We start from the raw sequence: 24,661 nt of genomic DNA, 5'->3' as shown, positions 1-24,661 counted from the left end.
CCTTAACGAGCTGATAAATAAAGGGTTTTAAGGCTTTATTGCACTACCTCCTTAGAGGTAGACCGCACAAGCATAGGCCTATGCCCCCTAGGGCTTCGTTGACATGGATCAAGTTTTTGCGGGGTTGGCCTCTCTAGTCTGCCGCCATGGCTAACTGACTGGAGAGCATTGTGAACCCACCGCGTGTACGACAAGGCTTGGTGCTGGGCATGAGCACGCTGGCCTTCACTGTGTGCTTCATGGTCTGGATGATGTTTGCCGTGCTCGGGGTGCCGATCAAGGACCTTCTCCAGCTCAACGAAACCCAATTCGGCCTGCTGGCCGCGACCCCAGTGCTGACCGGCTCGTTGGTGCGTTTGCCGCTGGGTTTGCTGACCGACCGTTTTGGCGGACGCAGTGTGTTCTTCCTGCTGATGCTGGCCTGCGTCGCACCGCTGTATTTGATCAGTCACGCCACCGCCTACTGGCAGTTCCTGGTGCTGGGCTTGTTCGTCGGCCTGGCCGGCGGCTCGTTCTCGGTCGGGATTGCCTACGTCGCCAAATGGTTCGACAAGGAGAATCAAGGCTTCGCCATGGGCATCTTCGGCGCCGGTAACGCCGGGGCCGCAGTGACCAAGTTTCTTGCCCCGGCACTGATCGCTGCCGGCAGCTGGCAGCTGGTGCCAAAAGTCTTCAGCGCGATCCTCTTCATCACCGCGCTGCTGTTCTGGTTCCTCAGTGCCGAGAACAAGGACCACCACAGTGCCACCGGCGCCAGCTTGCGTGAGCAATTGCGCTCGCTGAAGGACCCTGCGGTGTGGCGCTACTGCCAGTACTACTCGATCGTCTTCGGCGGCTACGTCGCCCTGGCCCTGTGGATGACCAAGTACTACGTGCAGGAATACGGTTTCAGCCTGCAAAGCGCGGCGCTGCTGGCAGCGTGTTTTTCTCTGCCCGGTGGCGTACTGCGCGCCGTCGGCGGCTGGATGTCGGATCGCTGGGGTGCGCAAAGCGTGACCTGGTGGGTGTTGTGGGTCAGCTGGATCTGCCTGTTCCTGCTCTCGTATCCCCAGACCCAACTGCAAGTGCAGACCATCAACGGCCCGGTGGATTTCCACATCGGCCTGAGCCCTGCGCTGTTCACCGTGCTGCTGTTCGTCATGGGCATCGCCTTCGCGTTCGGCAAGGCCTCGGTCTTCAAATACATCGCCAATGACTACCCGAAAAACATGGGCGCGGTGTCCGGCATCGTCGGCCTCGCCGGTGGTTTGGGCGGTTTTGTGCTGCCGATCCTGTTCGGCGCCCTGGTGGACCTCACCGGCGTGCGCTCTTCCTGCTTCATGTTGATGTACGGCGTGGTCTGGGTCTCCCTCACCTGGATGTACTTCAGCGAAATACGCAAAAGCCCGGTGCTGGGTAAAGCGCCGCTGCTGACCCCGTCCCCGATTTCCAGCATTGCCCTAGGAGAAGAACATGTCCGTTCTGCAAAAGCCTGACAAAGGCCCGGTCATTCATGACTGGCGCCCCGAGGACCCCGCGTTCTGGGGAAGTAGCGGCAAACAGACCGCCACTCGCAACTTGTGGATTTCCATTCCTGCGCTGTTGTTGGCCTTTGCAGTGTGGATGGTCTGGAGCACGGTGATTGTGCGTTTGAACGCCATCGGCTTCACCTTCACCACTGACCAGCTGTTCTGGCTGGCGGCGTTGCCGGGGTTGTCCGGCGCGACCTTGCGCGTTTTCTATTCCTTTATGGTGCCGATCTTCGGTGGCCGGCGCTGGACCGCCCTGAGCACCGCGTCGCTGTTGTTGCCATCGATCTGGATGGGCTTCGCCGTGCAGGACCCGAGCACCTCCTACAGCGTGTTCGTATTGATTGCCTTGCTCTGCGGTTTTGGTGGCGGCAACTTTGCCTCGAGCATGTCCAACATCAGCTTCTTCTACCCCAAGTCCCAGCAGGGCACGGCCCTTGGCCTCAACGCCGGGTTGGGTAACCTGGGCGTTTCGGTGATGCAGTTCTGTGTGCCGCTGGTGATTACCTTCGGTGTGTTCGGCTTCATGGGCGGCTCGCCGCAAGCACTGCCGGACGGTGGCCAGTTGTGGCTGCAGAACGCCGGTTTCATCTGGGTGCCCTTTATTGTCCTGGTGACGGTGTTGGCCTGGTTCGGCATGAATGACCTGTCCAGTGCCCGCGCTTCTTTCAGCGAACAGGCGGTGATCTTCAAACGCAAACACAACTGGCTGATGTGCTGGTTGTACCTGGCGACCTTCGGTTCGTTCATTGGTTTCTCCGCCGCGTTTCCGCTGCTGATCAAAACCTCCTTCCCTGACGTGATTGCCTTGAAGTTTGCCTTTCTCGGTCCACTGGTTGGCGCTCTGGTACGGCCATTGGGTGGCTGGCTGGCCGACAAGCTCGGTGGCGCGAAAGTGACCTTGTGGAACTTCGTGCTGATGATCGTGATGGTGTTCGGTGTTCTGCACTTTCTGCCGCAAAGCGGCCAGGGCGGTAACTTCTACGGCTTCCTCGGTATGTTCATGCTGCTGTTCATCACCACCGGCGTCGGCAACGGTTCCACCTTCCGCATGATCCCGGTGATCTTCCGCACCCAGCACGAAAAAGCCTCGGCCGGAAAACCACCCGCCGTGCGCGAACAAGCACTCAAGGATGCCGGCAAAGAATCAGCCGCGGTCCTGGGCTTCAGCTCGGCCATGGGCGCCTTCGGCGCGTTCTTTATTCCCAAATCCTTCGGCACTTCGATGGCCCAGACCGGCGGCCCGGAGATGGCCTTCTACATGTTCGTCGGCTTTTACCTGAGCTGCATCGTGGTGACCTGGTGGTGGTACGCGCGCAAAGGCGCCGCGACACCCTGCTGAGACGACCCGAATTCAACCATTGCGTGGGCGGGGCACAGACTCCGCGACAAAGCCTGAGAGGACTACACCGTGAGTCATTTACTGGATCAATTGCGGTTTTTCAACCGTAAGCAAAACGAGTTTTCCGACGGTCATGGAGAGACCCGCAAAGAGTCTCGCGACTGGGAGAACGTCTACCGTTCGCGCTGGCAGTACGACAAGATCGTGCGTTCCACCCACGGGGTGAACTGCACCGGCTCCTGCTCGTGGAAAATCTACGTCAAGAACGGCCTGATCACTTGGGAAACCCAGCAGACCGACTACCCGCGTACCCGTAACGACCTGCCTAACCATGAGCCCCGTGGCTGCCCCCGTGGTGCCAGTTACAGCTGGTACATCTACAGCGCCAACCGCCTCAAATACCCGAAAATCCGCAAGCCGTTGCTCAAGCTTTGGCGCGATGCGCGGCAGACCATGGCGCCGGTCGAAGCCTGGGCCAGCATTGTCGAGGACAAGGCCAAGGCCGACTCCTATAAAAGCAAGCGCGGCATGGGTGGCTTCATTCGTTCCAACTGGGAAGAAGTCAACGAGATCATTGCGGCGGCCAACGTCTACACCATCAAGCAATACGGCCCGGACCGGATCGTCGGTTTCTCGCCGATTCCGGCCATGTCGATGGTCAGCTATGCCGCAGGCTCGCGTTACCTGTCGCTGATCGGCGGCGCCTGCCTGAGCTTCTACGACTGGTACTGCGACTTGCCACCGGCCTCGCCGATGGTCTGGGGCGAGCAGACCGACGTGCCGGAATCGGCCGACTGGTACAACTCCAACTACATCATTGCCTGGGGCTCTAACGTCCCGCAGACCCGTACCCCGGACGCGCACTTCTTTACCGAAGTCCGCTACAAGGGCACCAAGACTGTGGCGATCACCCCGGACTACTCGGAAGTCGCCAAGCTCACCGACCTGTGGCTGAACCCTAAGCAGGGCACCGATGCGGCGCTGGCGCAGGCGTTCAACCATGTGATCTTCAAAGAATTCCACCTGGACAAACCGAGCGCCTATTTCACTGACTACGCCAAGCGCTTCACCGATTTGCCGGTGCTGGTGCTGCTCAAGCAAATGGTCGACAAGGCACCGGGCGCCGGTTACCAGCCGGACCGTTTCTTGCGCGCGAGCGACTTGACCGACAACCTCGGCCAGGAAAACAACCCGGAATGGAAAACCATCGCGCTGGATGTCAGCGGCGAACTGGTTTCCCCTCAAGGCTCCATCGGTTATCGCTGGGGCGAGAAGGGCAAGTGGAACATCCTGCCTCGTGAAGGTGGCGAGGGCCGTGAGATCGATCTGAAGCTGAGCCTGATCGGTGATGACGTTGCCGAAGTGGCGTTCCCGTATTTTGCCGGCGAGTCCCACGAGCATTTCCAGCACGTGGCCGGCGATGCGGTGCAATACCGTCGCGTGCCAGTGCATAACGTGGTGCTGGCGGACGGCAGCGTAGCCAAAGTCGCCACCGTGTTCGACCTGTCCGCAGCCAACCTGGCCATCGATCGCGGCCTCGGCGGCGCTAACGTGGCCAAGGATTACGACGACGCCTCGGTGCCCGGCACCCCGGCGTGGCAGGAGCAGATCACCGGCGTCAGCCGCGAGAAAGCCATCCAGATTGCCCGTGAGTTCGCCGACAACGCCGACAAGACCAAGGGTCGCTCGATGATCATCGTCGGCGCGGCGATGAACCACTGGTACCACATGGACATGAACTACCGCGGGCTGATCAACATGCTCATGCTCTGCGGGTGTGTCGGCCAGACCGGTGGTGGTTGGGCACACTACGTCGGCCAGGAAAAACTGCGCCCGCAATGCGGCTGGCTGCCCCTGGCGTTCGGCCTGGACTGGAACCGTCCGCCTCGCCAAATGAACGGCACCAGCTTCTTCTACGCCCACAGTTCGCAGTGGCGCCACGAGAAAATGAGCATGCACGACGTGCTCTCGCCTTTGGCCGATAAATCACAATTTCCCGAGCATGCCCTGGACTACAACATCCGCGCCGAACGCGCCGGTTGGTTGCCCAGCGCACCGCAACTCAACACTAACCCTTTGCACATTTGCCGCGACGCGGCTGCGGCCGGCATGGACCCCAAAGACTACGTGGTCAAGTCGCTGCAGGACGGGTCGCTGCGCTTCTCCTGCGAACAGCCGGACAGCCCGGTCAACTTCCCGCGCAACATGTTCATCTGGCGTTCCAACCTGCTGGGCTCCTCGGGCAAGGGCCACGAGTACATGCTCAAGTACCTGCTCGGCACCAAGAACGGTGTGATGAACGAAGACATCGGCCAGGTCGGCGACTGCAAACCCGAAGAAGCCGAATGGGTGGACGAGGGCGCCATCGGCAAGCTCGATCTGGTCACCACGCTGGACTTCCGCATGTCCTCGACCTGCGTCTATTCCGACATCGTCTTGCCGACCGCGACCTGGTACGAAAAAGACGACATGAACACCTCGGACATGCACCCGTTCATTCACCCGTTGTCGGCCGCCATCGACCCGGCGTGGGAATCGCGTTCCGACTGGGAAATCTACAAAGGCATCGCCAAGGCGTTTTCCAGCATGTCCGAAGGGCATCTGGGCGTTGAAAAGGATTTGGTGACCATCCCGTTGATGCACGACAGCGTCGGCGAACTGGCCCAACCGTTTGGCGGCACCGACTGGAAAAGCGCCGGCGTGGCACCGGAGCCGGGCAAGAACGCGCCAAACCTGCACGTGGTGGAGCGTGACTACCCGAACATCTACAAGCAGTTCTCGTCCCTTGGGCCATTGCTGGAAAAACACGGCAACGGTGGCAAGGGCATCAACTGGAACACCGAAGAGGAAGTGAAATTCCTCGGTGAACTCAATCACAAAGAAGGCAATGCCGGTATCAGTCACGGCCGTCCGAAAATCGACACGGCGATCGATGCTGCGGAAGTGATTCTGTCCCTGGCGCCGGAAACCAACGGTAAGGTCGCCGTCAAGGCCTGGGCCGCGCTGTCGGAATTCACCGGCATCGACCACAGCCACCTGGCGCTGTCCAAGGCCCATGAGGCGATTCGTTTTCGCGACATTCAGGCACAGCCGCGCAAGATCATTTCCAGCCCGACCTGGTCGGGTCTCGAAGACGATCACGTCAGCTACAACGCCGGCTACACCAACGTTCACGAAGGGATCCCATGGCGCACCATCACCGGTCGCCAGCAGTTCTACCAGGATCACCCGTGGATGCAGGCGTTCGGCGAGCAATTGATGAGTTATCGCCCGCCCGTCAACACCCGCACCATCGAAGGGGTGAAAGGCAAGCGCAGCAACGGCGAGACCGAAATCGTCCTGAACTGGATTACCCCGCACCAAAAATGGGGCATCCACAGCACCTACAGCGACAACCTGCTGATGCTGACCCTCAGCCGTGGCGGGCCGATTGTCTGGCTCTCGGAGAACGACGCGAAACGCGCCGGCATCGAGGACAACGACTGGATCGAATGCTTCAACGTCAACGGTGCACTGACCGCCCGGGCGGTGGTCAGTCAGCGCGTCAAGGACGGCATGGTGATGATGTATCACGCACAGGAACGGATCGTGAACGTGCCAGGTTCCGAAACCACCAAGACCCGTGGCGGCCACCACAACTCGGTCACCCGCGTCGTGCTCAAACCGACCCACATGATCGGCGGCTATGCCCAGCAGGCCTACGGTTTCAACTATTACGGCACCGTCGGTTGCAACCGCGACGAATTCGTCGTGGTGCGCAAAATGTCCAAAGTCGACTGGCTCGATGGTTCAAGTGGCGATGACCTGCCACGTCCGCTGCCGACCGATATCGAGGAGAACTGAGATGAAGATTCGCTCACAAATCGGCATGGTTCTGAACCTGGACAAATGCATCGGTTGCCACACCTGTTCGATCACCTGCAAAAACGTCTGGACCAGCCGTGAAGGCATGGAATACGCCTGGTTCAACAACGTCGAATCGAAACCCGGGATCGGTTACCCGAAAGAATGGGAAAACCAGGACAAGTGGAAGGGCGGCTGGATCCGTAACGCCAACGGCACGATCAACCCGCGCATCGGCGGTAAATTTCGCGTGTTGGCGAACATTTTCGCCAACCCGGATCTGCCGAGCCTCGACGACTATTACGAACCGTTCGACTTCGATTATCAGCACCTGCACACCGCGCCGCTGGGCGAGCATCAGCCCACTGCGCGCCCGCGCTCGCTGATCTCCGGCAAGCGCATGGAAAAAATCGAGTGGGGCCCGAACTGGGAAGAAATCCTCGGCACCGAATTCGCCAAGCGTCGCAAGGACAAGAACTTCGACAAGATTCAGGCGGACATTTACGGCGAGTACGAAAACACTTTCATGATGTATTTGCCGCGCCTGTGCGAGCACTGCCTCAACCCGACGTGCGCGGCGTCGTGCCCGAGCGGGGCGATCTACAAGCGTGAAGAAGACGGCATCGTCCTGATCGACCAGGAGAAATGCCGTGGCTGGCGGATGTGCATCAGCGGCTGTCCGTACAAGAAAATCTACTTCAACTGGAAGAGCGGCAAGTCCGAGAAATGCATCTTCTGCTACCCGCGTATCGAAGCCGGGATGCCAACTGTTTGCGCGGAAACCTGCGTCGGGCGCATTCGTTACCTCGGGGTGCTGCTGTATGACGCCGACCGCATCAGCGAAGTGGCGAGCACTGCCAATGAGCAGGACCTGTACGAGAAACAACTGGAGATCTTCCTCGACCCGAATGACCCGGCAGTGATTCGTCAGGCCTTGGCCGATGGCGTACCGCAGTCGGTGATTGATTCAGCCCAGCGTTCGCCGGTCTACAAAATGGCCGTGGACTGGAAACTCGCACTGCCGCTGCACCCGGAATACCGCACCTTGCCGATGGTCTGGTACGTGCCGCCGCTGTCGCCGATCCAGAACGCCGCCACTGCCGGCACCGTCGGTATGAACGGGGTGATCCCGGATGTCGACAGCCTGCGTATTCCACTGAAGTACCTGGCCAACCTGCTGACCGCCGGCGATGAAAAACCGGTCAAGCGTGCGCTTAAACGCTTGCTGGCGATGCGCGCTTACAAACGTTCCGAGCAAGTCGATGGCGTTCAGGACCTGCAAGTACTGAAGGATGTCGGCTTGAGCGTGGCCCAGGTCGAGGAGATGTACCGCTACTTGGCGATTGCCAACTATGAAGACCGCTTTGTGGTACCGAGCGCGCACCGTGAAGACGCCATGAGCGACGCCTTTGCCGAACGCTCCGGTTGCGGCTTCAGTTTCGGCAGCGGCTGCAGCGGCAGTTCCGACACCAACATGTTCGGTGCGAAGAAAGCCAACCGCCGCGACATCCTGAAAACCGTCCAGTTGTGGGAGGAATGAGCATGCAAATTCTCAAAGTGATTTCGCTGCTGCTCGATTACCCGACCGAGACGCTGATTGGCGGGCGTGACGAACTGGAGCAGGCGATTATCCAGTCACGGGAAATCAGCCCCAAGCAGCGCGGTGCGTTGTTCGAATTGCTCGAGCTGATCTGCGGCAATGACCTGATGGATGGGCAGGAGCACTACGGTGCACTGTTCGGCCGAGGTCGCTCGCTATCGCTGTTGTTGTTCGAGCACGTGCACGGCGAGTCCCGCGACCGTGGCCAGGCCATGGTCGACATGATGGCGCAATACGAAGAAGCCGGTTTTGCCATCGGCGTCAAAGAGCTGCCGGACTATATCCCGCTGTACCTGGAGTTCCTGTCCACCCGCGAAGACATCGAGGCCCGCGAGGGCCTGGCGGATGTTTCGCACTTGCTGGCCTTGCTCGCCGCACGTCTGGAAGAGCGCGAAAGCGCCTATGCCAGCTGCTTCCGGGCACTGCTGCAAATTGCCGGGGCCGAGCCTCATCAAGCAGTGGCTGACCTGCGGGCGCAGGTCGCCGCGGAACCCCGTGACGACTCCCTCGAAGCCCTCGACAAGATCTGGGAAGAGGAGGCCGTGGACTTTCTCCAGGCCGAACAGCAGGACCGTTGCAGTGGACTGCCAAGCGCACCGGGCAAGGCTCGGGAAGAAAGCGCGGTGCCGTTGCACTGGGTGGATTTTCAGCATGAAGGGTTGGCCGCCGCGCCAGCCAAGGAGGTCGGTAATGTCTAAATGGAATCTATTGTTGTTCGGGATCTATCCCTACGTCGCCCTGGCCATTTGCCTGATCGGCAGTTGGGCCCGCTTCGACCTGTCGCAATACAGCTGGAAGGCAGGTTCGAGCCAGATGCTCAACCAACGCGGCATGCGCGTGGCGAGCAACTTGTTCCATATCGGTGTGTTGTTCGTGCTGGCCGGGCACTTCGTCGGCCTGCTGACGCCTGCGTCGGTTTATCACCATGTCATCAGCACTGAGAACAAGCAGTTGCTGGCGATGGTGTCCGGCGGATTCTTTGGCCTGCTGTGCTTGATCGGCTTGCTGATGCTGGTCAATCGGCGGCTCACCGATCCACGGGTACGTGCCACCTCCAGCCCTTCGGACATTCTGATTCTGCTGGTCCTGCTAGCGCAGTTGCTACTCGGTCTGCTGACGATTGCGGCGTCCACCGCGCATATGGATGGCTCGGTGATGGTAATGCTCGCTGATTGGGCGCAGAACACCGTGCTGTTGCGGCCGATGGAAGCGGCGGCGGCCATCGCGCCGGTCGGGCTGACCTACAAGCTGCATGTGTTTCTCGGTTTGACCCTGTTTGTGCTGTTCCCCTTCACCCGTCTCGTACACATGATCAGCGCACCGATCTGGTACCTGGGGCGTCGTTATCAAATCGTTCGTCAGAAGTACTGAGGAGACAATCATGTCAGGTGGATGCGGATGTGGTGGCGGTAATGGGGGCAGCGGTGGCTGCGGTTCTTCAAAAAAAGCGGAGGCCGTTCTCGACATCGCGCCGGTCGCAGAGGCGCAGTTCGAAGCTTTGCCGGTTGAGCCCGCAGCGGCCGATGACGCCCCGTTGCAGTTGATCGCTAGCAGCGAGCAGGAGTGGCCGATCATCAGCGTCAACGAGGTGTCGATCACCCCGGAAGCGATGGCCCAGGAGCTGCAATATCACCCGGCCGAAAGCCGCGAAGAGGCGGTCTATCTGGCCGCCCGGGCGCTGGTGATCCGCGAGTTGTTGCAGCAGCGCATTGCCGAACTCGGCGTGTCGCTGGAGATCGGCGCGGGGGAAAACGAAGAAGAAGCGGCCACGCGTTTGTTACTCGAACGCGAGGTGCACGTGCCTCAATGCGACGAGGAAACCAGTCTTCGTTACTACGAAAACAATCGCGGGCGCTTTCACAGCGCACCGTTGCTGGCGGTTCGGCACATCCTGCTCGAATGCGCGCCGGATGATGTCGAGGCGCGCGCCGTTGCGCATGATCAGGCGGAAGTTCTGCTGCAACGTCTGGAGGATTTCCCCGGCAGTTTCGCCGAGCTGGCCGTGACGTATTCGGCCTGCCCGTCGAAGGCTCAGGGCGGTTCTCTGGGGCAAATCAGCAAGGGCCAGACCGTGCCCGAACTGGAACGTCAGCTGTTCACTCTGGCGCCGGGCCTGGCCAGCAAACCGCTGGAAAGTCGCTACGGCTGGCATGTGGTCAGTGTCGATCAGCGGATCGAAGGCATGCCGTTGCCCTATGAAGTGGTGTCGACGGCGATTCGCACGCAGTTGCAGCAAGGCGTCTGGCAAAAAGCCCTGGTGCAGTACCTGCAAACCCTGATCGGTGCGGCGGATATTCGCGGCATCCACTTGCAGGGCGCCGACTCACCGCTGGTGCAGTGAGCATCGAGGCAAACCGGGAGATGTGATGAACGCTGTAATGCAGGATGGCTTTGGACGGCAGATCGATTATCTGCGGATGTCGGTGACGGACCGTTGTGATTTTCGCTGTGTGTATTGCATGGCGAAAAACATGACCTTCCTGCCGCGTCAGCAGGTGCTCACGCTGGAGGAGTTGCAGCGTCTGGCAACGCTGTTCGTCGGGTTGGGCGTACGCAAAATCCGCCTGACCGGCGGCGAACCGCTGATTCGCCCGGGCATTGTCGAACTGTGCCGCAACATCGCCGCGCTGCCCGGTTTGCGCGAACTGGTGATGACCAGCAACGGCTCGCAACTGGGCCGTCTGGCCCGGCCATTGGCGGAGGCGGGGGTCAAGCGGATGAACATCAGCCTCGATAGCCTGGACGGGCAGAAATTCCGCGCAATCACCCGCATCGGCGATCTTGATCAGGTGCTCAACGGCATTGAAGTGGCGCGGGACGCGGGGTTTGAACGGATCAAACTCAACTGCGTGGTGATGAAAGGGCGCAACTTCGATGAAGTCCCGGCGCTGGTGCAATACGCCATCGATCAGCGCATCGACATCAGTTTTATCGAAGAAATGCCCTTGGGCGACGTCGGGCGCTCACGGGGAGAATCGTTTTGTTCCAGCGACGAGGTACGGGCGCTGATCGCAAGCCAGCATCGATTACTCGACAGCACTGAGAGCAGCGGCGGACCGGCGCGCTACGTGCGCCTGGAACGCCATCCCGATACCCGGATCGGTTTCATTTCACCCAACAGCCACAACTTCTGTGGCAGCTGTAATCGGGTGCGGATGACTGTTGAAGGGAAGCTGTTGCTTTGTCTGGGGCAGGAGGACGCGCTGGATTTAAGAGGATTGCTGCGGCGTTATCCGCTGGATGATCAGCCCGTGATCAACGCGGTGCAGAAGGCCTTGCGCGGCAAGCCGTTGCGCCACGATTTCAGCCCCGAAGGGGAGGTGCAGATAGTGCGGTTCATGAACATGAGTGGCGGTTGAGCTGATCTGTAAAACACAGCAAATCCAATGTGGGAGCGGGCTTGCTCGCGAAAGCGGTCTATCAGTCAACAATGATGTTGAATGTGATGGCCTCTTCGCGAGCAAGCCCGCTCCCACATTGGATTTTCTTTTGTCGTCATCGGGCGTTTTTTTTCACCGGCAAATCTTGATATCGATCAATTGCAGATCAGCCCTTTGTCCGTAGTCTTCACTGCATGTTGTGTTTGTTTGTCTATAAACATCTATATGTAGTATCTGGAGGCCGAATGCAGAGCACGCTGATCTCAGTAGGATGTAACCGCTTGCACAAGCGCGATGGCAGTCTGGTCGCCTTCGATGCCGACAAAATCCGTCAGGCGTTGATCGCTGCCGGCAAGGCTACGGGGGAGTACACCGAGGTTGAGGTTGAAGGTTTGCTTCAGGCGGTACTCGCTCGGCTGGACGGACTGCCAAGGCTGCATGTCGAGCAGATCCAGGACCGTGTCGAACGGGTGTTGATGGACGCCGGTTTCTTCTTCGCCATGCGCGCCTACATCGTCTACCGCGAACAACACGGACGTTTGCGTCGCGACCGCCGGACCATGGTCGAAGTGGCGACCTCGATGAACGAGTACCTGGACCGTGAAGACTGGCGGGTTCAGGCCAACGCCAATCAAGGCTACTCACTGGGCGGGCTGGTGTTGAACGTGTCGGGCAAGGTCACTGCCAACTACTGGCTGGACGAGGTGTACAGCGAGGCCATTGGCCAGGCCCACCGCGAGGCGGATTTGCATGTGCACGACCTCGACATGCTCGCCGGCTACTGCGCCGGCTGGTCGCTGCGCACCCTGTTGCACGAGGGGCTCAACGGTGTGCCGGGGCGTGTCGAAGCCGGTCCGCCGAAGCACTTGAGCAGCGCTTTGGGGCAGATGGTGAATTTCCTCGGCACCCTGCAAAACGAATGGGCCGGTGCCCAGGCATTCAGCTCGTTCGACACCTACCTCGCGCCCTATGTGCGCAAGGACCAGCTGAGTTATCAAGAAGTGCGCCAGGCGATCCAGGAGTTCATCTACAACCTCAACGTACCGTCACGCTGGGGCACCCAGACGCCGTTCACCAACCTGACCTTTGATTGGGTGTGCCCGCAGGATTTGCGTGAGCAGATACCCGTCATCGGCGGGGAGGAAATGCCGTTTGCCTATGGCGACCTGCAAGTCGAAATGGACCTGCTCAATCGCGCCTACATCGAGGTGATGCAGGCTGGCGATGCCAAAGGGCGCGTGTTCACCTTTCCGATCCCGACCTACAACATCACTCATGACTTTCCGTGGGACAGTGAAAACGCCGACCGTCTGTTCGAGATGACGGCGCGCTACGGTTTGCCGTACTTCCAGAACTTCCTCAATTCGGATCTGCAGCCCAATCAGGTGCGCTCGATGTGCTGCCGTTTGCAGCTGGATGTGCGCGAGTTGCTCAAGCGCGGCGGCGGTTTGTTCGGCTCGGCGGAACAGACTGGGTCGCTCGGCGTGGTGACCATCAACTGCGCGCGTCTGGGCTATGTGTTCAAGGGCAACACCAGTGGTTTGTTGCAGCGACTGGACACGCTGATGCAGCTGGCGATGGAGAGCCTGGAGGTCAAGCGCAAGGTCATTCAGCACCACATGGATGCCGGTTTGTACCCTTACACCAAGCGCTACCTGGGCACCTTGCGTAACCATTTTTCAACCATCGGCCTCAACGGCCTGCATGAAATGCTGCGCAATTTCAGCGGCGACGAGGAGGGCATGCACACCGAGCAGGGCCGCAAGTTTGCCCTGAATATGCTGGACCACGTGCGCGCCACGTTGCTGCGTTTCCAGGAGGAAACCGGTCATCTCTACAACCTGGAGGCGACACCGGCAGAAGGCACCACTTACCGCTTCGCCAAGGAAGACCTCAAGCGCTATCCCGACATTCTCCAGGCCGGCAGTGTGCAGGCGCCGTATTACACCAACTCTTCGCAACTGCCCGTGGGCTACACCGAAGACCCCTTCGAAGCCCTGGAACTTCAAGACGAACTGCAATGCAAATACACCGGCGGCACAGTCTTGCACCTGTACATGGCCGAGCGAATTTCCTCGACCCAAGCCTGCAAGCAACTGGTGCGAAAAGCCCTTGGACGTTTCCGCCTGCCGTACCTGACCGTGACCCCGACGTTCTCCATCTGCCCGGTGCACGGCTACCTCGATGGCGAACATGAGTTCTGCCCCAAATGCGACGAGGTCCTGCTGCTGCAAGAACAGAAAGCCGGCGCCGTTCATTGATTTCGATCCACTCAACCGCAAGGAGCTTCACCATGACTGCATCGCAAACACTGCCCCAGGCTCAACGTCAACGCTGCGAAGTCTGGACCCGGGTGATGGGCTATCACCGTCCTGTGTCGGCGTTCAATCCGGGTAAACAGTCGGAGCACCGTGAGCGGGTGCACTTCACTGAAAGCGCGGCACTGGCCGGGCGGCAATGAGTCGAATGCTTCGGGTCGGGGGCATGGTGCCCCTGACCACTATCGACTATCCGGGACAGCTCGCCTGCGTGCTGTTTTGCCAGGGTTGCGCCTGGCGTTGTCGTTATTGTCATAACCCGCAGCTGATTCCCCCTCGTGGCAGTGAGGAAGTGGATTGGCGGCGGGTGTTGGCGTTTCTGCAACGTCGTCAGGATCTGCTTGATGCCGTGGTGTTCAGCGGCGGTGAACCGACTCTGCAGGACGGCTTGCTTAGCGCCATGGACGAAGTGCGGGGCATGGGATTTCGCATCGGCTTGCACAGCGCCGGGATCAAGCCTGCTGCATTTGCCAAGGCATTGACCGGGGCGGATTGGGTCGGTTTCGACGTCAAGGCGTTGCCCGAGGATTGCCAGGCCATCACCCGGGTCGAGGGCAGTGGAACCGCCAACTGGCGCAGCCTCGAGCATCTGCTGGCCAGTGGTGTCGACTACGAATGTCGCACCACCGTGCATTGGCATCTGTTCGAGCCGGCGCGTCTGCTGATCCTGGCCAAACGCTTGAATGCGCTTGGCGTCAAACGCTTTGCCGTGCAACTGGTTCGCACCGAGCGGATGTTCGATCCGCTGTTGCCGAGCGTTTCGGCTCAAGCGTTGCTGCCAGAGTTGTGGGAGGCCATGCGCGAGTTGTTTCCAGCCTTCGTGTTGCGCGGGTAAAGGGGGCTGGGGGAACTCAAGCCCAGCCCCAGAATTGCAACCACCAGCCAAATCCCACCATGCCTTCGGCCAGGAGCAGGCAGGCGATGGCGGACCCGCGTCGCACCTGGGAAAGACCTTCGCGACTCAGCCGTTTCCAACCCAGTAGCAGGCTCCAACCCATCGCGGCCAATAACAGACAGGCCCTGGCCGGTTGCACCCACTCCAGCAGCAGACCTTCATAACGCAGTAATTTGACGGTGGTGGCCGACAGCCCGAGAAACAGACCGGCACCTCCCAGGGGCGTGAGTGTCAGCGCCAAAGGCCAATACAGAGTGCGATCTTGCGCCAGTCGGGCCGTCAGGCGCAGGAGCAGCATCAACGCCGTGCCGAGCAAGATCGAACTCAAGCTCAGGTAAGCGACGATGCTGAAACCGTCGAGCCAGCTGAAGCTGTCGTTGAGCTGCGGGTAATGGGTCAGCAGCCACCAGGGAGCATTGTCCTGCAGGGCCCAGAGCTGGTTGTGTTCGACCAGCCACTGGGCCAGGGATTGTTTGAGGGCGACAAACCATGGGCTGACCGTCCATTGAAACGCGCCCATGGCCAAGCCGATCACGCCGAACAGCAGCAAGCGCGTATCCCAGGGGGATAGCGTCTGCGCCGTCGCGTGAAGAATCTCCTGATTGCTGGAGCGGGCGATCAGTTGGACGGCACCGCGTTGCCCGCTGCAGCGTCCGCAGGCGTGGCAATCACTGGCGCCTTGCAGGCGGCGGATATCGAGCAGGGGAGCGCAGTTGGGCGGCGGCAGGCGCGGTGCGGCATTTTCTAGCCAGCGTTGTTCATCGACCTGAAAGTGCACAGGGGCAAGCCTTGCGAGCAGGGCGAAGACTCCGCTGACCGGGCACAGGTAACGGCACCAGACTCGCTTGCCCCGGGCGAACAACAACCCGACGATGACCGCTGCCACGGTCGAACCGCCCAGAATCAACAGCGCGGCCTGGGCGTAGTCATAGACGCTGATCAACTGGCCGTAGAGGGTCGTCAGGCAGAACGCCAAGGTAGGCCAGCCGCCCCAACGCAACCAGCGCGGCACACCCAGGCCTTTACCGTAATGGCTGGCCCATTCGCTGAGCGAACCTTCCGGGCACAGAACGCCACACCAGAGTCGGCCGAAGAACACCATCGACAGCAACACGAACGGCCACCAGATTCCCCAGAATAGAAACTGCGCGAGCAAGGTCAGGTTGTCGAGTATCCGTGCCTGGCTGTCTGGCAGCGGCAACAGCGCCGGGGTCACCAACAGCACCGCATAAAACACTACAACAGCCCACTGGACCGCACGGATGACGGGCGCATGGCGACGCATCCCGTCGCCCAGTCGTTGGAGCCATCGATTGCGTCGGCTCAGGTTGGGCATGGCAGGTTCTCCGCAGTCCGTTGCCGCAGCCAGCCGCCGACGGCCAGCCAATAACCGATCCACACCAACAAGGTCAGGCCACTGGGGCTTGCCCGATAACCGGCGAAACCTGCAAGAAAGCCACCCAATCCGTGGCTGTCGCTCAGCAACGTGCTGCTGTCCCAAAGCGCTTCGCCAACGAGGCTGTAAACCATGTCCGGCAAATCCAGGGCGAGCAATTGGCCGCCGATTCGCTCGGTGCCGCTGACCAGCAAGGCCGCGCCGAGCATGAGCAGGATGACTTCGCTGATGGCAAAAAATCGTTGCCATGAAATGAATCGGCGACTGCTGTGCAGCAGCGTAATGGTCAGCGCCGACAGCACCAGCCCCAACACGCCGCCGATGGCAAACAAACCGAGCTGCGGACCTCGCAACCGGGCGCCGGCGCCATAGAGAAAGACCACCGTTTCGCTGCCTTCGCGGCTGATCGCGAGCATTGCCAGCAGTAATAGACCAGCGCCACCTTGTCGAGCCAGGTGGCTGTCGGCGTGTCGTCGCAAATCGTGGTTGAGGCTGCGCCCGTGGCGATGCATCCAGCCCACCATCTGCACCATCAACAGGCTGGCAACCAGCGCGAGTGCGGCCTGGAACCATTCACTGGCTGACCCGCTCATGGCCTCACCGGCAAACAGAATCAACACCGCCAGCAGGCCCGAGAGCATCAACCCCAGCACCACACCCGCCCAGAGGAATTTGACCAGACGATTAGGTTGGCCTTGCTGGCTGGCCCAAACCTGGAGAATACCGATCACCAGTAACGCCTCGACACTTTCGCGCCAGACGATGAACATTGATTGATTCATGCAAGCTCCGTGCGCTGACAGGTTATTTCGCGAGGATGCCGCCTTCGGGCAATTGCGGATTGAACTCATCGAAAAAGGGGTAGTGACCGGGCCTCAGGGGGTGAATGACCACGAAGGTCGTCACACCCGGCGACAGGACTTTTTCAACCCGCAACGGCGTGCTCTCGAACTCGGCCGGACCTTGGCCGACGTTCTTCAGAACGATCTTGAAGCGCTGTCCGGCCGGCACCTCCAGCAAGGCCGGCGTGAAGTGGCCATCGCGCAGGATCAGCTCAAAGCTGGGTAACTGGGCATAAGCCGTCACTGGCACAACGACTCCGGCGAGGATCAGCCAGGCAATGCGCAGGCGCTTCATTCAATAGCCGCCTTTTTTACCGATGCCGGCGTAGATGAATTCGTAGTGCAGTTCGCAGCGTTCAAACCAGGGAGCGACACCGGTTTCTTTATCGGTGTGGCGCCCGAGGGAACCATGACCGCCGGGTGGCAGGACGGTGAACGTCAGCTGATATTTACCGGGGCCAAGCAGCTTCACATTGTCGCCATAGTGCGGACCGTCATTGGCCACCATGGCGTGAAAATCGCCTTTGACCTCGGGGTCGCTGCCGTGTTTTTTCAGGTTGAAAGAGACGTTCAGGTAGGGCACGAAACTGCCTTCCTGAAAGCCCTGCCGATTGTCCGCCGTGGCCCGGATATCGGCTTCCAGGTGGACGTCGGAATCCGCGGTCGCGCGCATCATCCCCGCAGGTGCCATTTCTATCGGCTGCAAATACACCGCCCCGACTTCCAGCCCGGGACACAACTGGGGTTCCCCGATCGGGTATTCCTTGGCGTGAGCCAGTGGTGTGAGCAAGAGCAGGGCGAGTGATAGCGAAAAAGGGGTACGCATAATAGCTTCCTGAACACTGACGAGTAGGAGCCCGAGTCTAGGAAGCTTTGCTGCGAACAATAATGATTGTTATCAAGTTTTGAGCAATTAAACCGATGGCTCGGGATTGCGCAGAGGGGCTCGATGTCGATTCTTGATATGTATCAAGGCTGGCGTTGCGCAAGGGCTGTAGGTTGGAACGACGCCACTCAATGATCGGAGATCGGCATGGCCAAGAACTTCCCCGTCAACCCCAAACACCCCGAGCGGATTTGTTGGGGATGCGACCTGTATTGTCCGGCGAAGTCCTTGGCGTGCGGCAATGGTTCCGAGCGCACGATGCATCCGGCGGAGATGTTTGGAGAGGATTGGCACCTGCCTGGCGACTGGGGCCTTGATGCGGTCATTACTACAGACAAGGTGGTGGATGACTTTCAATCACTGCCTGATGATGCGCTGCACGCAAAGCGTTGATCCGTTTTTGTAGGAGCCAGCGGTGCGGCGATCCGGCTTGCTGGCGAAGGCGCGCTTAAGGACGCCTTCGCCGGCAAGCCTGGCTCCTACAGGTCAAGCATGGGTGATGGAAAGGTCGCTGATGATGCACACCGAACCGTCTTCGGGGTCGGTGGTGTCGGAGTAATCGATCTGGTTGTACACACCGCCGTGGAAGGCCAGCGTTTTCGTGTCCCAGGTGTTGTCGAGGCGCATGATTGCGGAGGTCGATTTGACGCCGTTACAGCTCGCCGAAACGGAGACAGCGCCGCTCGAATTGGCGTGAATGTTGATTTTGAACAGTGCACCAAGCGGCACGTTTTCCAGAACCGTCGTGTTCACCGGGTCTTCTTGAAGATAACTCGACCGGAACCCCATGGTGATTCGGCCTTTGTTCCAAAACACTTTTACAGGTGGTCGCTCTGAACCCTGCACATGAATCTGGCCGATCACGACCTTCTGCAGCGAGTTGACTTTGGTTAGCCGCATTTCTTGTCGGTTCCAGTGGTCAGCAGCGCTGGCGAATAGCCAATAACCCGGCTCCTTCCACTCGCAGCGCGTCCGGTGCGTGCTTTTGCTCGAAGCACCGAGCGTCGGCGCCGTCATTTGCAGCGAGCCATCCGGAAGCATCGAAACGACTTCCGGACATTCAAGCAGGGCCCGCCAACCGATGAGCTCAAGTGCGATGGGGTTGGTCTCGGAGATAGGAAGCGGTGTAGCGATTGTGTAGTTGCTGATGTCTACAGTCATGGTTATTTACCTCAGTTCATTGATGTCACCTTTTGCTCCATTGAGCCTTTCGCTTTTGATGTAGGCTTACATCCCACTGCCCACTCGATGAATGGGCAGAAGTGATGCTTTCGTTATTGCTCGCGCCGCGACTTTTGATGCGGGTGGTGTTGTCTTGGCTTGAGGTAAAAGTAGCAGTGCTTATATTTTAAGTAAATAGCGCTGCTAATAATATTTTCCGCGGACATAAGAAAGCCCGCGCCAGGCGGGCTTCATTTGGTAAAAAACGGGTCTACGGTTCAATCAGCGGGCAAACATCCCCCACCAGAACACATGGCCGAGGATCACGATCTGCTGTTCCTGGATCTCGGCAAAGGTGTAGTCCTCATCCGGATGCTCGTCGCGATTGAAGCTGCGCAGGCGGATACCCATTGGTAGGCGGTAAACCTGCTTCACCCGTAGCTGACCATTGTGGTTGATGGCGTACATGTCGCCGTCAACGATATCGCCCAGTGAGCTCTTGCCGACGTTGATGCCCACGGTTGCGCCGTCACGCAGCACTGGCAGCATGCTGTTGCCGCTGACAACCACGCACTTCGCGTTGCTGAATTGAACGCTGTTATGGCGAAGGTCTTTCTTGAAAAAGCGCAGCCGTGCGCTATCGCTTTCCTCAATCACGAAACGGCCTGATCCGGCCGCCAGTTCCACTTCGCGCAGGAAGGGCACGTAGACCTCATCGTCATCCAGGGGCGTGTCGTCATCCCAAGGCTGGATGTCCGACATCAATACGCTTGGCTGGATGCGCTCGGAAGGCTGGACGCTGGCAACGGTCGACATCAGGCGTGGGCTCACTTCACTGGCATCGAAGCGCAAGGCTTTTGCCAGTTTCAGGAGTGCCTCGACGTTCAGTGGAACCTTGCCGGTTGCGTACTGACTGAATGCGCTTTGGCCAGACCATCCGCAGGCCTCAGCCACATCTGCTTGAGTGAGATTTGATCCAGCCGCTTTGGCAGCAGACTTTCGCTGGATGTAAATAGCCTTGAGCCTGATGCTTTCGGCGATTTCTTCAGGGGTAAGGGGGCGGCGTGTTTTCATGGCGACAAGAGTATGATATTTCAGCAAATAGCGCTGCTAGTAATTTTGGCAAATAAAGCAGCTATGCTGCTATATAGGGTGGGTGACGAGTGAATTACTACATTCAGAGCCGCATCATTGGCAGTGGACTCAGCGGGTTCGTTAGCAGTCGCTTGAGCGAAAGCTGAACTAAGCGAAAGTGAAATCCTGCATCAGGAAAGGCCGAAAACACCTCACGTCGCTTCTGTCGTGAGAGTCCAAAAGTAACCGCTCCGTGGGATACGTCGATCCAATCGGCTTTCCGAAAAACCTCTGCAAGGTTCTGTGGATCGGTATGGGACCGAGTAATTTTATGGTGGTTGTGAATGATCGAGATAATCTCTTCCGTCCAACCCAGCTTATCGATTTCCCGAAGGAAGTCTTTTGCCAATTGCTCTGACGGGGGCAAATAATCAAACGTCCTGGCCGTCCATATGCCAAGGTCATGAAATACCCCGGCCACCACTATTTTTTCCAGGTCTACAGCATCCAGCATGTTGAGCGAGCAACAAAAGTTGATGACTCGGTACACATGATTTCGGTATCCGGTGAAGTCATTGCCGAGGTATCCGGCATAGCGCTGAAGCAGCTCGTCCAGCAGCTCAATTTTGATGAGCAATATTCCATCCTCCTTGTTTGGAAGTGGCTACTTTATAGGCTTGGACGCGCATCTGCACGGATACCCCAACTGACGACGAAGCCGCATCAGGTTTTCCGCCTTCGCTTCCAGCCAATCAATCTCAGTCAGGTCGGAGGAGGCAGAATTGGAACTGAGCCTTGCGTTGTGCTGACATGGGCGCCTCCAGAGTGGCCTAGAACATACTTATTTATTTGAACGTCCAGGAGCTATTGAATGTTTTCATTAAGGAACGCAACGCTGTGCATGTCCCTTGTGAGCTTTGGCTTTGCCAGCAGCTCTTTCGCGAATCAAGCCGTTGATACGCATCAAGTTGCCGTAACGCTTGTTGCAATGGGGCAGCTCTGCAATAAAGCAAACCCTGGCTTAAATGGCTCTATCGAAAATGCTATGGCCAGCGATCCCAAGATGGACGAAGCAACCAAGGCCGAAGTCCGAAAAGTGAGCTCAGACCCTGCTTACAAAAGCGAGGTCGGATTTATGATGCAATCCCTCAACAGCTCAGGTATGGCGGCCATGGCACAGGATATGTGCAAAAGCTACGGCGCAAAGTAGTTCGGTTTGCCTTGCTGGCGCTCGTTGCTCACGATTCGCTTTGGTGATGCAGGTGGGCGGTTATAGGCCGCAGTTTCGTGCGCATCGGGTGTGATCTGCGCGAGGTCGTCACCTTTGGCTCAGCCTGCGCCGGCTTCTGCCCGCACTCCCATATTTTTAGACGCAAAAAAGCCCGCGCTCGGCGGGCTCAATGGCGGTGAATCTGTCAGTCGATAATAGGCGGATACTTTTCGCTCACCGAGTCCCTATAGACGATCCCTCCTTCACCTCATCCGCATGAACCGCTAGCAGATCTTTCCGGTCAGCGCGGGCGAGGAGACACCGACGGGCTCGACCATCTCCCCATATCCGGCGCGTCCATCTCTGCCTGAGTGCAGCCCAAGCGCTTCGCTCGTTCCCGGGTCGACCAGATTTCGCCGCCCGAATCTACTGGTCTGCCCTGCAATTTGAGAACGAACTTTTGGCCTTCGATTACGTTGCTCGTTCCCGCGCACTCCCAAACGCGCTGCTTTTCAGATGTGGGCATCGGCGCATCTAGTCTCGCCTGAGCACCCTCGGAAAGCTGGGGAGGCTTGCCAGCGCAACCTGCAAGGGCGAGCGCTAGTAGTACTGGGGTGAATCGCATTTAAAATCCTTTTAATTTGTTTGTATGTTTTCGAGGCCGTACAACCTCAGAGTCCGGAAACACGTTGCTTAGCCTCAGCACTTTCGATGGCATCCGGTGATCGCCGGACAGCTGATCATTTGGCGGGTTGAGATCTGAGCTGCTTCATCGACCATCGCACCACATCCCTGCCAGCATCGTCACCAGAGGCCCAAACCGAGGCGGTAATGAACTCCATGACCAGCTCGTCACCGTTAAAGCGCCCGTTAAAAGTCTGAGTGGTCGTGGCTTGAAGAATGCCCTCACTGCTTCTATTGACAATGCGCCGCTCGCCCTTTAATTGCTCCCCCTGGCGGGTGTAAATGGTCGGATTGTCTACCCCAGGATGGTCGTGGGTGTAGTACGCCCATCGCTTCATGACAACGTCCTGAGTTTCCTTGGTCCGCCACCAGATGAAGTGACTATCATCCTTAAAGTAAACATAAACGTGATATCGATAGTGATCAGGATCTTCTTTTTCTGCGTACCAAAGGCCATCGGGCACCTGGTAGCTTGGGGCTGTGGCGCAACCTGAAAGAAGCAAGCCTATAAAGAGCGAGAGAAGTAGCTTTTTCATAAATTTCATTTCAATTGATATATCGGCGATCGGGTAGCTAGAATTCAGCCGCGCGCGCCATAGAACTGGTTCAGCGCTATCAGCTCAAAAACAGCCACCAGCACGCAGAATGCAACAAAGCCGCGCGTGAAGACTCTGCGAGGCTTTTCGTAAGGCTGGAGATTAGCGGGACCACCGAGAAGGTCGGATAGAAACTCGAGCAGCCCCATCAGCCATCCACCTTGCTGTTTATACTCCCAGCCTTCAGCCGGGACGTGTACATTTCAATGAAGAACCCTGCGGCTCTCTCCAATCCTGATCCGATCGAGCGCCCTGTTTAACGCGTCCAAGGCATCGAGGAGGGCTTTCGCCTCAGCTTCCCGGCCATCGCCCCAGAGGCGTTCAGCCATTTTGTTCAGCGCCTGGATAGAGCGCTCAATGTCAGCAGCCGTCGCTGCTTTGCTTTCCTGATGTTTCTTTGGCATTGATCAACCTTTCTTCAGGTAGACCAGCTTCACGCGGAGCTGACCGTTGTGGTTGATCGCGTACATGTCGCCGTCGACGATATCGTCTGCGTGAGACCGGCGGGCTCAGCACGCTCGGTCTGGTTTTGACCTGCATGGCGACGGGCGGCTTTGAGTCTTTCTTTAAATTCCATCCGCGAAGTATTACGGGCGCTCCCATACCCTTGCAAGTCGGTATTCCCATAACCGTGCAATATGGGTATTTCTGTATTGGGCGTACATCTGGCCAACTAGCGGGCGCTTGCCTCGGCTTTCGATGAACACCCATTGGGCACCACACCCATTGCTCCGAGCTGGGAGTGCTTGTCGGCTAGCCAAAATGAAATCCGGATCGCTTAAGTCGCGACCTACACGAAGGCAGTAGGGTGCGGAGGCCGTTACTGGAAGAACCGTATGCGGGGAAGAGCTGACAACCGGCGGGGACCCTGGAGATTTTCAACCAAGCATAGGTCTACGGTGATGAGGCTACAGATTCGATGGAATGTTTAGCTTGGGCGACACTGAACTCACTTGGCAAGCTAGCACCATTCTTGGCCGCAAGGATCTCGGCCATCACACTGACGGCGATTTCTGCAGGCGTCTTACTGCCAATGTAGATGCCGATCGGTCCGTGCAGACGCTCAAGTGACGCCTGGGTCTCACCAAAATGCTCAATCAGGCGTTCGCGGCGCAGCTGGCTGTTGCGCCGCGAGCCGATGGCGCCAATGTAAAACGCCGGGCTATGGAGGGCTTCGAGCAATGCGAGATCGTCGAGTTTGGGATCATGACTCAAGGCGACGATGCAGGTTCTCAGATCGACCGCGAAGTCGCGGACAACATCATCGGGCATGCCGACGATTCGCTCCACGCCGGTCACCGCCCAAGTCTCGATGTATTCCGGACGTGGATCGCAAACCGATACTTTGAAGCCGTTGAACAACGCCATGGTGGCTAGATACTCGGCCAGCGCGCCGGCACCTATCATGAGCATTCGATACCCTGGCCCCAAGGTATTGAGCATATGCTTGCCGTCGAAACTGAATTGCTCCGGTGTCGCGGTGGGTTGGAGCGTGACTTGACCGAACGCCACTGCCAGGCAGCGGCGCACCAGCCGCCCGTCATCCAGATGGGCCAGCAGTTCATCGAGCGACTGCCAAGACGGGTTGAACTCGAGAATCAGCTCAAGCGTACCGCCGCAGGGCAAGCCGAATCGATGCGCATCATCGGCGCTGACGCCATAGCGCACCACTTCCGGTGCGCCGTCCTTCAAGCCACTCCCACCATAGGCCGTGGTATAGCGATGGATCAGGTCATCCTCAATGCAACCACCGGACACGCTGCCGACCACCCGACCGTCGTTACGCAAGGCCATCATCGACCCTGTCGGGCGCGGTGAGGAGCCCCAGGTTCGCGCCACGGTGGCCAGTAGCACGCGTTCTCCGGCCGCGAGCCAGTCCCGCGCGGTGCGCAGTACCAGCAAATCGATGCTTTCCATCAAACTCTC

At 58.7% G+C, this 24,661-nt stretch carries 24 protein-coding genes and 1 pseudogene; 13 read left to right on the top strand and 12 right to left on the bottom strand.

Features of this window, described 5'->3' with window-relative positions; all coding sequences use genetic code 11:
- Positions 1-170 precede the first annotated feature (170 nt).
- The 11 genes from KVG95_RS11215 (at position 171) to KVG95_RS11165 (ending at position 14,826) form a co-directional block, all read left to right on the top strand.
- Positions 171-1,475 carry an MFS transporter gene (locus KVG95_RS11215; RefSeq protein WP_217856442.1) on the top strand — a complete coding sequence of 435 codons (1,305 nt, stop codon included), beginning with the start codon at positions 171-173 and terminating at the stop codon, positions 1,473-1,475.
- Positions 1,453-2,850: a NarK family nitrate/nitrite MFS transporter gene (locus tag KVG95_RS11210; protein WP_217856440.1), complete on the top strand. Its 1,398-nt coding sequence runs from the start codon at positions 1,453-1,455 to the stop codon at positions 2,848-2,850. Before KVG95_RS11215 ends, KVG95_RS11210 begins: the two co-directional genes overlap by 23 nt.
- 69 nt (positions 2,851-2,919) lie before the next feature.
- Positions 2,920-6,693: a nitrate reductase subunit alpha gene (locus tag KVG95_RS11205; protein ID WP_217856438.1), complete on the top strand. Its 3,774-nt coding sequence runs from the start codon at positions 2,920-2,922 to the stop codon at positions 6,691-6,693.
- A gap of 1 nt (position 6,694) precedes the next feature.
- On the top strand, positions 6,695-8,233 hold the full coding sequence (gene narH, locus KVG95_RS11200; protein ID WP_038982852.1) for a nitrate reductase subunit beta: 1,539 nt from the start codon (positions 6,695-6,697) through the stop codon (positions 8,231-8,233).
- A 2-nt stretch (positions 8,234-8,235) separates the two neighbouring features.
- Positions 8,236-8,991 carry a nitrate reductase molybdenum cofactor assembly chaperone gene (gene narJ, locus KVG95_RS11195; protein WP_048392506.1) on the top strand — a complete coding sequence of 252 codons (756 nt, stop codon included), beginning with the start codon at positions 8,236-8,238 and terminating at the stop codon, positions 8,989-8,991.
- On the top strand, positions 8,984-9,664 hold the full coding sequence (gene narI / locus KVG95_RS11190) for a respiratory nitrate reductase subunit gamma (protein ID WP_048392509.1): 681 nt from the start codon (positions 8,984-8,986) through the stop codon (positions 9,662-9,664). Before narJ ends, narI begins: the two co-directional genes overlap by 8 nt.
- A 10-nt stretch (positions 9,665-9,674) precedes the next feature.
- On the top strand, positions 9,675-10,634 hold the full coding sequence (locus tag KVG95_RS11185; RefSeq protein ID WP_217856436.1) for a peptidylprolyl isomerase: 960 nt from the start codon (positions 9,675-9,677) through the stop codon (positions 10,632-10,634).
- A gap of 25 nt (positions 10,635-10,659) precedes the next feature.
- Positions 10,660-11,652, top strand: coding sequence for a GTP 3',8-cyclase MoaA (gene moaA, locus KVG95_RS11180; RefSeq protein WP_217856434.1), 993 nt, complete (start codon positions 10,660-10,662; stop codon positions 11,650-11,652).
- Positions 11,653-11,918: 266 nt separating this feature from the next.
- Positions 11,919-13,934, top strand: a complete 2,016-nt coding sequence (locus KVG95_RS11175) for a ribonucleoside triphosphate reductase (RefSeq protein WP_217856431.1) — start codon at positions 11,919-11,921, stop codon at positions 13,932-13,934.
- A 32-nt stretch (positions 13,935-13,966) separates the two neighbouring features.
- Positions 13,967-14,134, top strand: coding sequence for an anaerobic ribonucleoside-triphosphate reductase (gene nrdD, locus KVG95_RS30030; RefSeq protein WP_017338867.1), 168 nt, complete (start codon positions 13,967-13,969; stop codon positions 14,132-14,134).
- A complete protein-coding gene (locus KVG95_RS11165; RefSeq protein ID WP_217856429.1) occupies positions 14,131-14,826 on the top strand; it encodes an anaerobic ribonucleoside-triphosphate reductase activating protein in 696 nt (231 codons plus the stop codon). Before nrdD ends, KVG95_RS11165 begins: the two co-directional genes overlap by 4 nt.
- Before the next feature lie 16 nt (positions 14,827-14,842).
- Here KVG95_RS11165 and KVG95_RS11160 read toward each other — a convergent pair whose 3' ends face one another.
- The 4 genes from KVG95_RS11160 to KVG95_RS11145 are packed head-to-tail and all read right to left on the bottom strand — an operon-like array spanning position 14,843 to position 17,950.
- Positions 14,843-16,222 carry a 4Fe-4S binding protein gene (locus KVG95_RS11160; protein ID WP_217856427.1) on the bottom strand — a complete coding sequence of 460 codons (1,380 nt, stop codon included), beginning with the start codon at positions 16,220-16,222 and terminating at the stop codon, positions 14,843-14,845.
- Positions 16,210-17,064: an FTR1 family iron permease gene (locus tag KVG95_RS11155; protein WP_217856425.1), complete on the bottom strand. Its 855-nt coding sequence runs from the start codon at positions 17,062-17,064 to the stop codon at positions 16,210-16,212. Before KVG95_RS11155 ends, KVG95_RS11160 begins: the two co-directional genes overlap by 13 nt.
- 22 nt (positions 17,065-17,086) lie before the next feature.
- A complete protein-coding gene (locus KVG95_RS11150; RefSeq protein WP_217856423.1) occupies positions 17,087-17,419 on the bottom strand; it encodes a cupredoxin domain-containing protein in 333 nt (110 codons plus the stop codon).
- Positions 17,420-17,950 carry an iron transporter gene (locus tag KVG95_RS11145; protein WP_217856421.1) on the bottom strand — a complete coding sequence of 177 codons (531 nt, stop codon included), beginning with the start codon at positions 17,948-17,950 and terminating at the stop codon, positions 17,420-17,422.
- A gap of 207 nt (positions 17,951-18,157) precedes the next feature.
- On the opposite strand from KVG95_RS11145, the gene KVG95_RS11140 reads away from it, so the two are divergent.
- Positions 18,158-18,403: a DUF3079 domain-containing protein gene (locus tag KVG95_RS11140; protein WP_217856419.1), complete on the top strand. Its 246-nt coding sequence runs from the start codon at positions 18,158-18,160 to the stop codon at positions 18,401-18,403.
- A 93-nt stretch (positions 18,404-18,496) separates the two neighbouring features.
- Here the strand turns inward: KVG95_RS11140 and KVG95_RS11135 are convergent, their stop codons facing one another.
- From KVG95_RS11135 to KVG95_RS11125, 3 genes are all read right to left on the bottom strand, one after another.
- Complete coding sequence (locus KVG95_RS11135) at positions 18,497-19,171, bottom strand: polysaccharide lyase family 7 protein (protein ID WP_217856417.1); 675 nt, start codon at positions 19,169-19,171, stop codon at positions 18,497-18,499.
- A 282-nt stretch (positions 19,172-19,453) separates the two neighbouring features.
- Positions 19,454-20,245, bottom strand: a complete 792-nt coding sequence (locus KVG95_RS11130; RefSeq protein ID WP_217856415.1) for an XRE family transcriptional regulator — start codon at positions 20,243-20,245, stop codon at positions 19,454-19,456.
- Between the two features lie 103 nt (positions 20,246-20,348).
- Positions 20,349-20,882, bottom strand: a complete 534-nt coding sequence (locus tag KVG95_RS11125) for an HD domain-containing protein (protein ID WP_225922990.1) — start codon at positions 20,880-20,882, stop codon at positions 20,349-20,351.
- Positions 20,883-21,116: 234 nt separating this feature from the next.
- On the opposite strand from KVG95_RS11125, the gene KVG95_RS11120 reads away from it, so the two are divergent.
- Positions 21,117-21,455, top strand: coding sequence for a hypothetical protein (locus tag KVG95_RS11120; protein ID WP_217856413.1), 339 nt, complete (start codon positions 21,117-21,119; stop codon positions 21,453-21,455).
- Positions 21,456-22,195: 740 nt separating this feature from the next.
- On the opposite strand, the gene KVG95_RS11115 is transcribed toward KVG95_RS11120, so the two are convergent.
- The 5 genes and pseudogenes from KVG95_RS11115 to KVG95_RS11100 all read right to left on the bottom strand — a co-directional run bounded on the left by KVG95_RS11115 (position 22,196) and on the right by KVG95_RS11100 (position 24,652).
- Positions 22,196-22,675 (bottom strand): hypothetical protein, encoded by a 480-nt coding sequence (locus KVG95_RS11115; RefSeq protein WP_217856411.1) that lies wholly within the window; start codon positions 22,673-22,675, stop codon positions 22,196-22,198.
- Positions 22,676-22,719: 44 nt separating this feature from the next.
- Positions 22,720-22,884 carry a hypothetical protein gene (locus KVG95_RS11110; protein WP_217856409.1) on the bottom strand — a complete coding sequence of 55 codons (165 nt, stop codon included), beginning with the start codon at positions 22,882-22,884 and terminating at the stop codon, positions 22,720-22,722.
- A 54-nt stretch (positions 22,885-22,938) separates the two neighbouring features.
- The gene (locus KVG95_RS11105; protein ID WP_007895617.1) at positions 22,939-23,139 is read right to left on the bottom strand and encodes a hypothetical protein; all 201 of its coding nucleotides are present in this window, start codon (positions 23,137-23,139) and stop codon (positions 22,939-22,941) included.
- Between the two features lie 18 nt (positions 23,140-23,157).
- Positions 23,158-23,223 (bottom strand): annotated as a pseudogene (locus KVG95_RS30385) (transcriptional regulator); the annotation flags it as partial.
- A gap of 406 nt (positions 23,224-23,629) precedes the next feature.
- Entirely contained in the window at positions 23,630-24,652 is a 1,023-nt protein-coding gene (locus tag KVG95_RS11100; RefSeq protein WP_217856407.1) for an XdhC family protein, read from the bottom strand.
- Positions 24,653-24,661 lie beyond the last annotated feature (9 nt).

The sequence above is a fragment of the Pseudomonas farris genome (assembly GCF_019145235.1).
GTDB classification, from domain to species: Bacteria; Pseudomonadota; Gammaproteobacteria; order Pseudomonadales; family Pseudomonadaceae; genus Aquipseudomonas; species Aquipseudomonas farris.
Note: the sequence above shows the minus strand (reverse complement) of the source record. Positions and strands in the feature narration are given on the sequence as shown.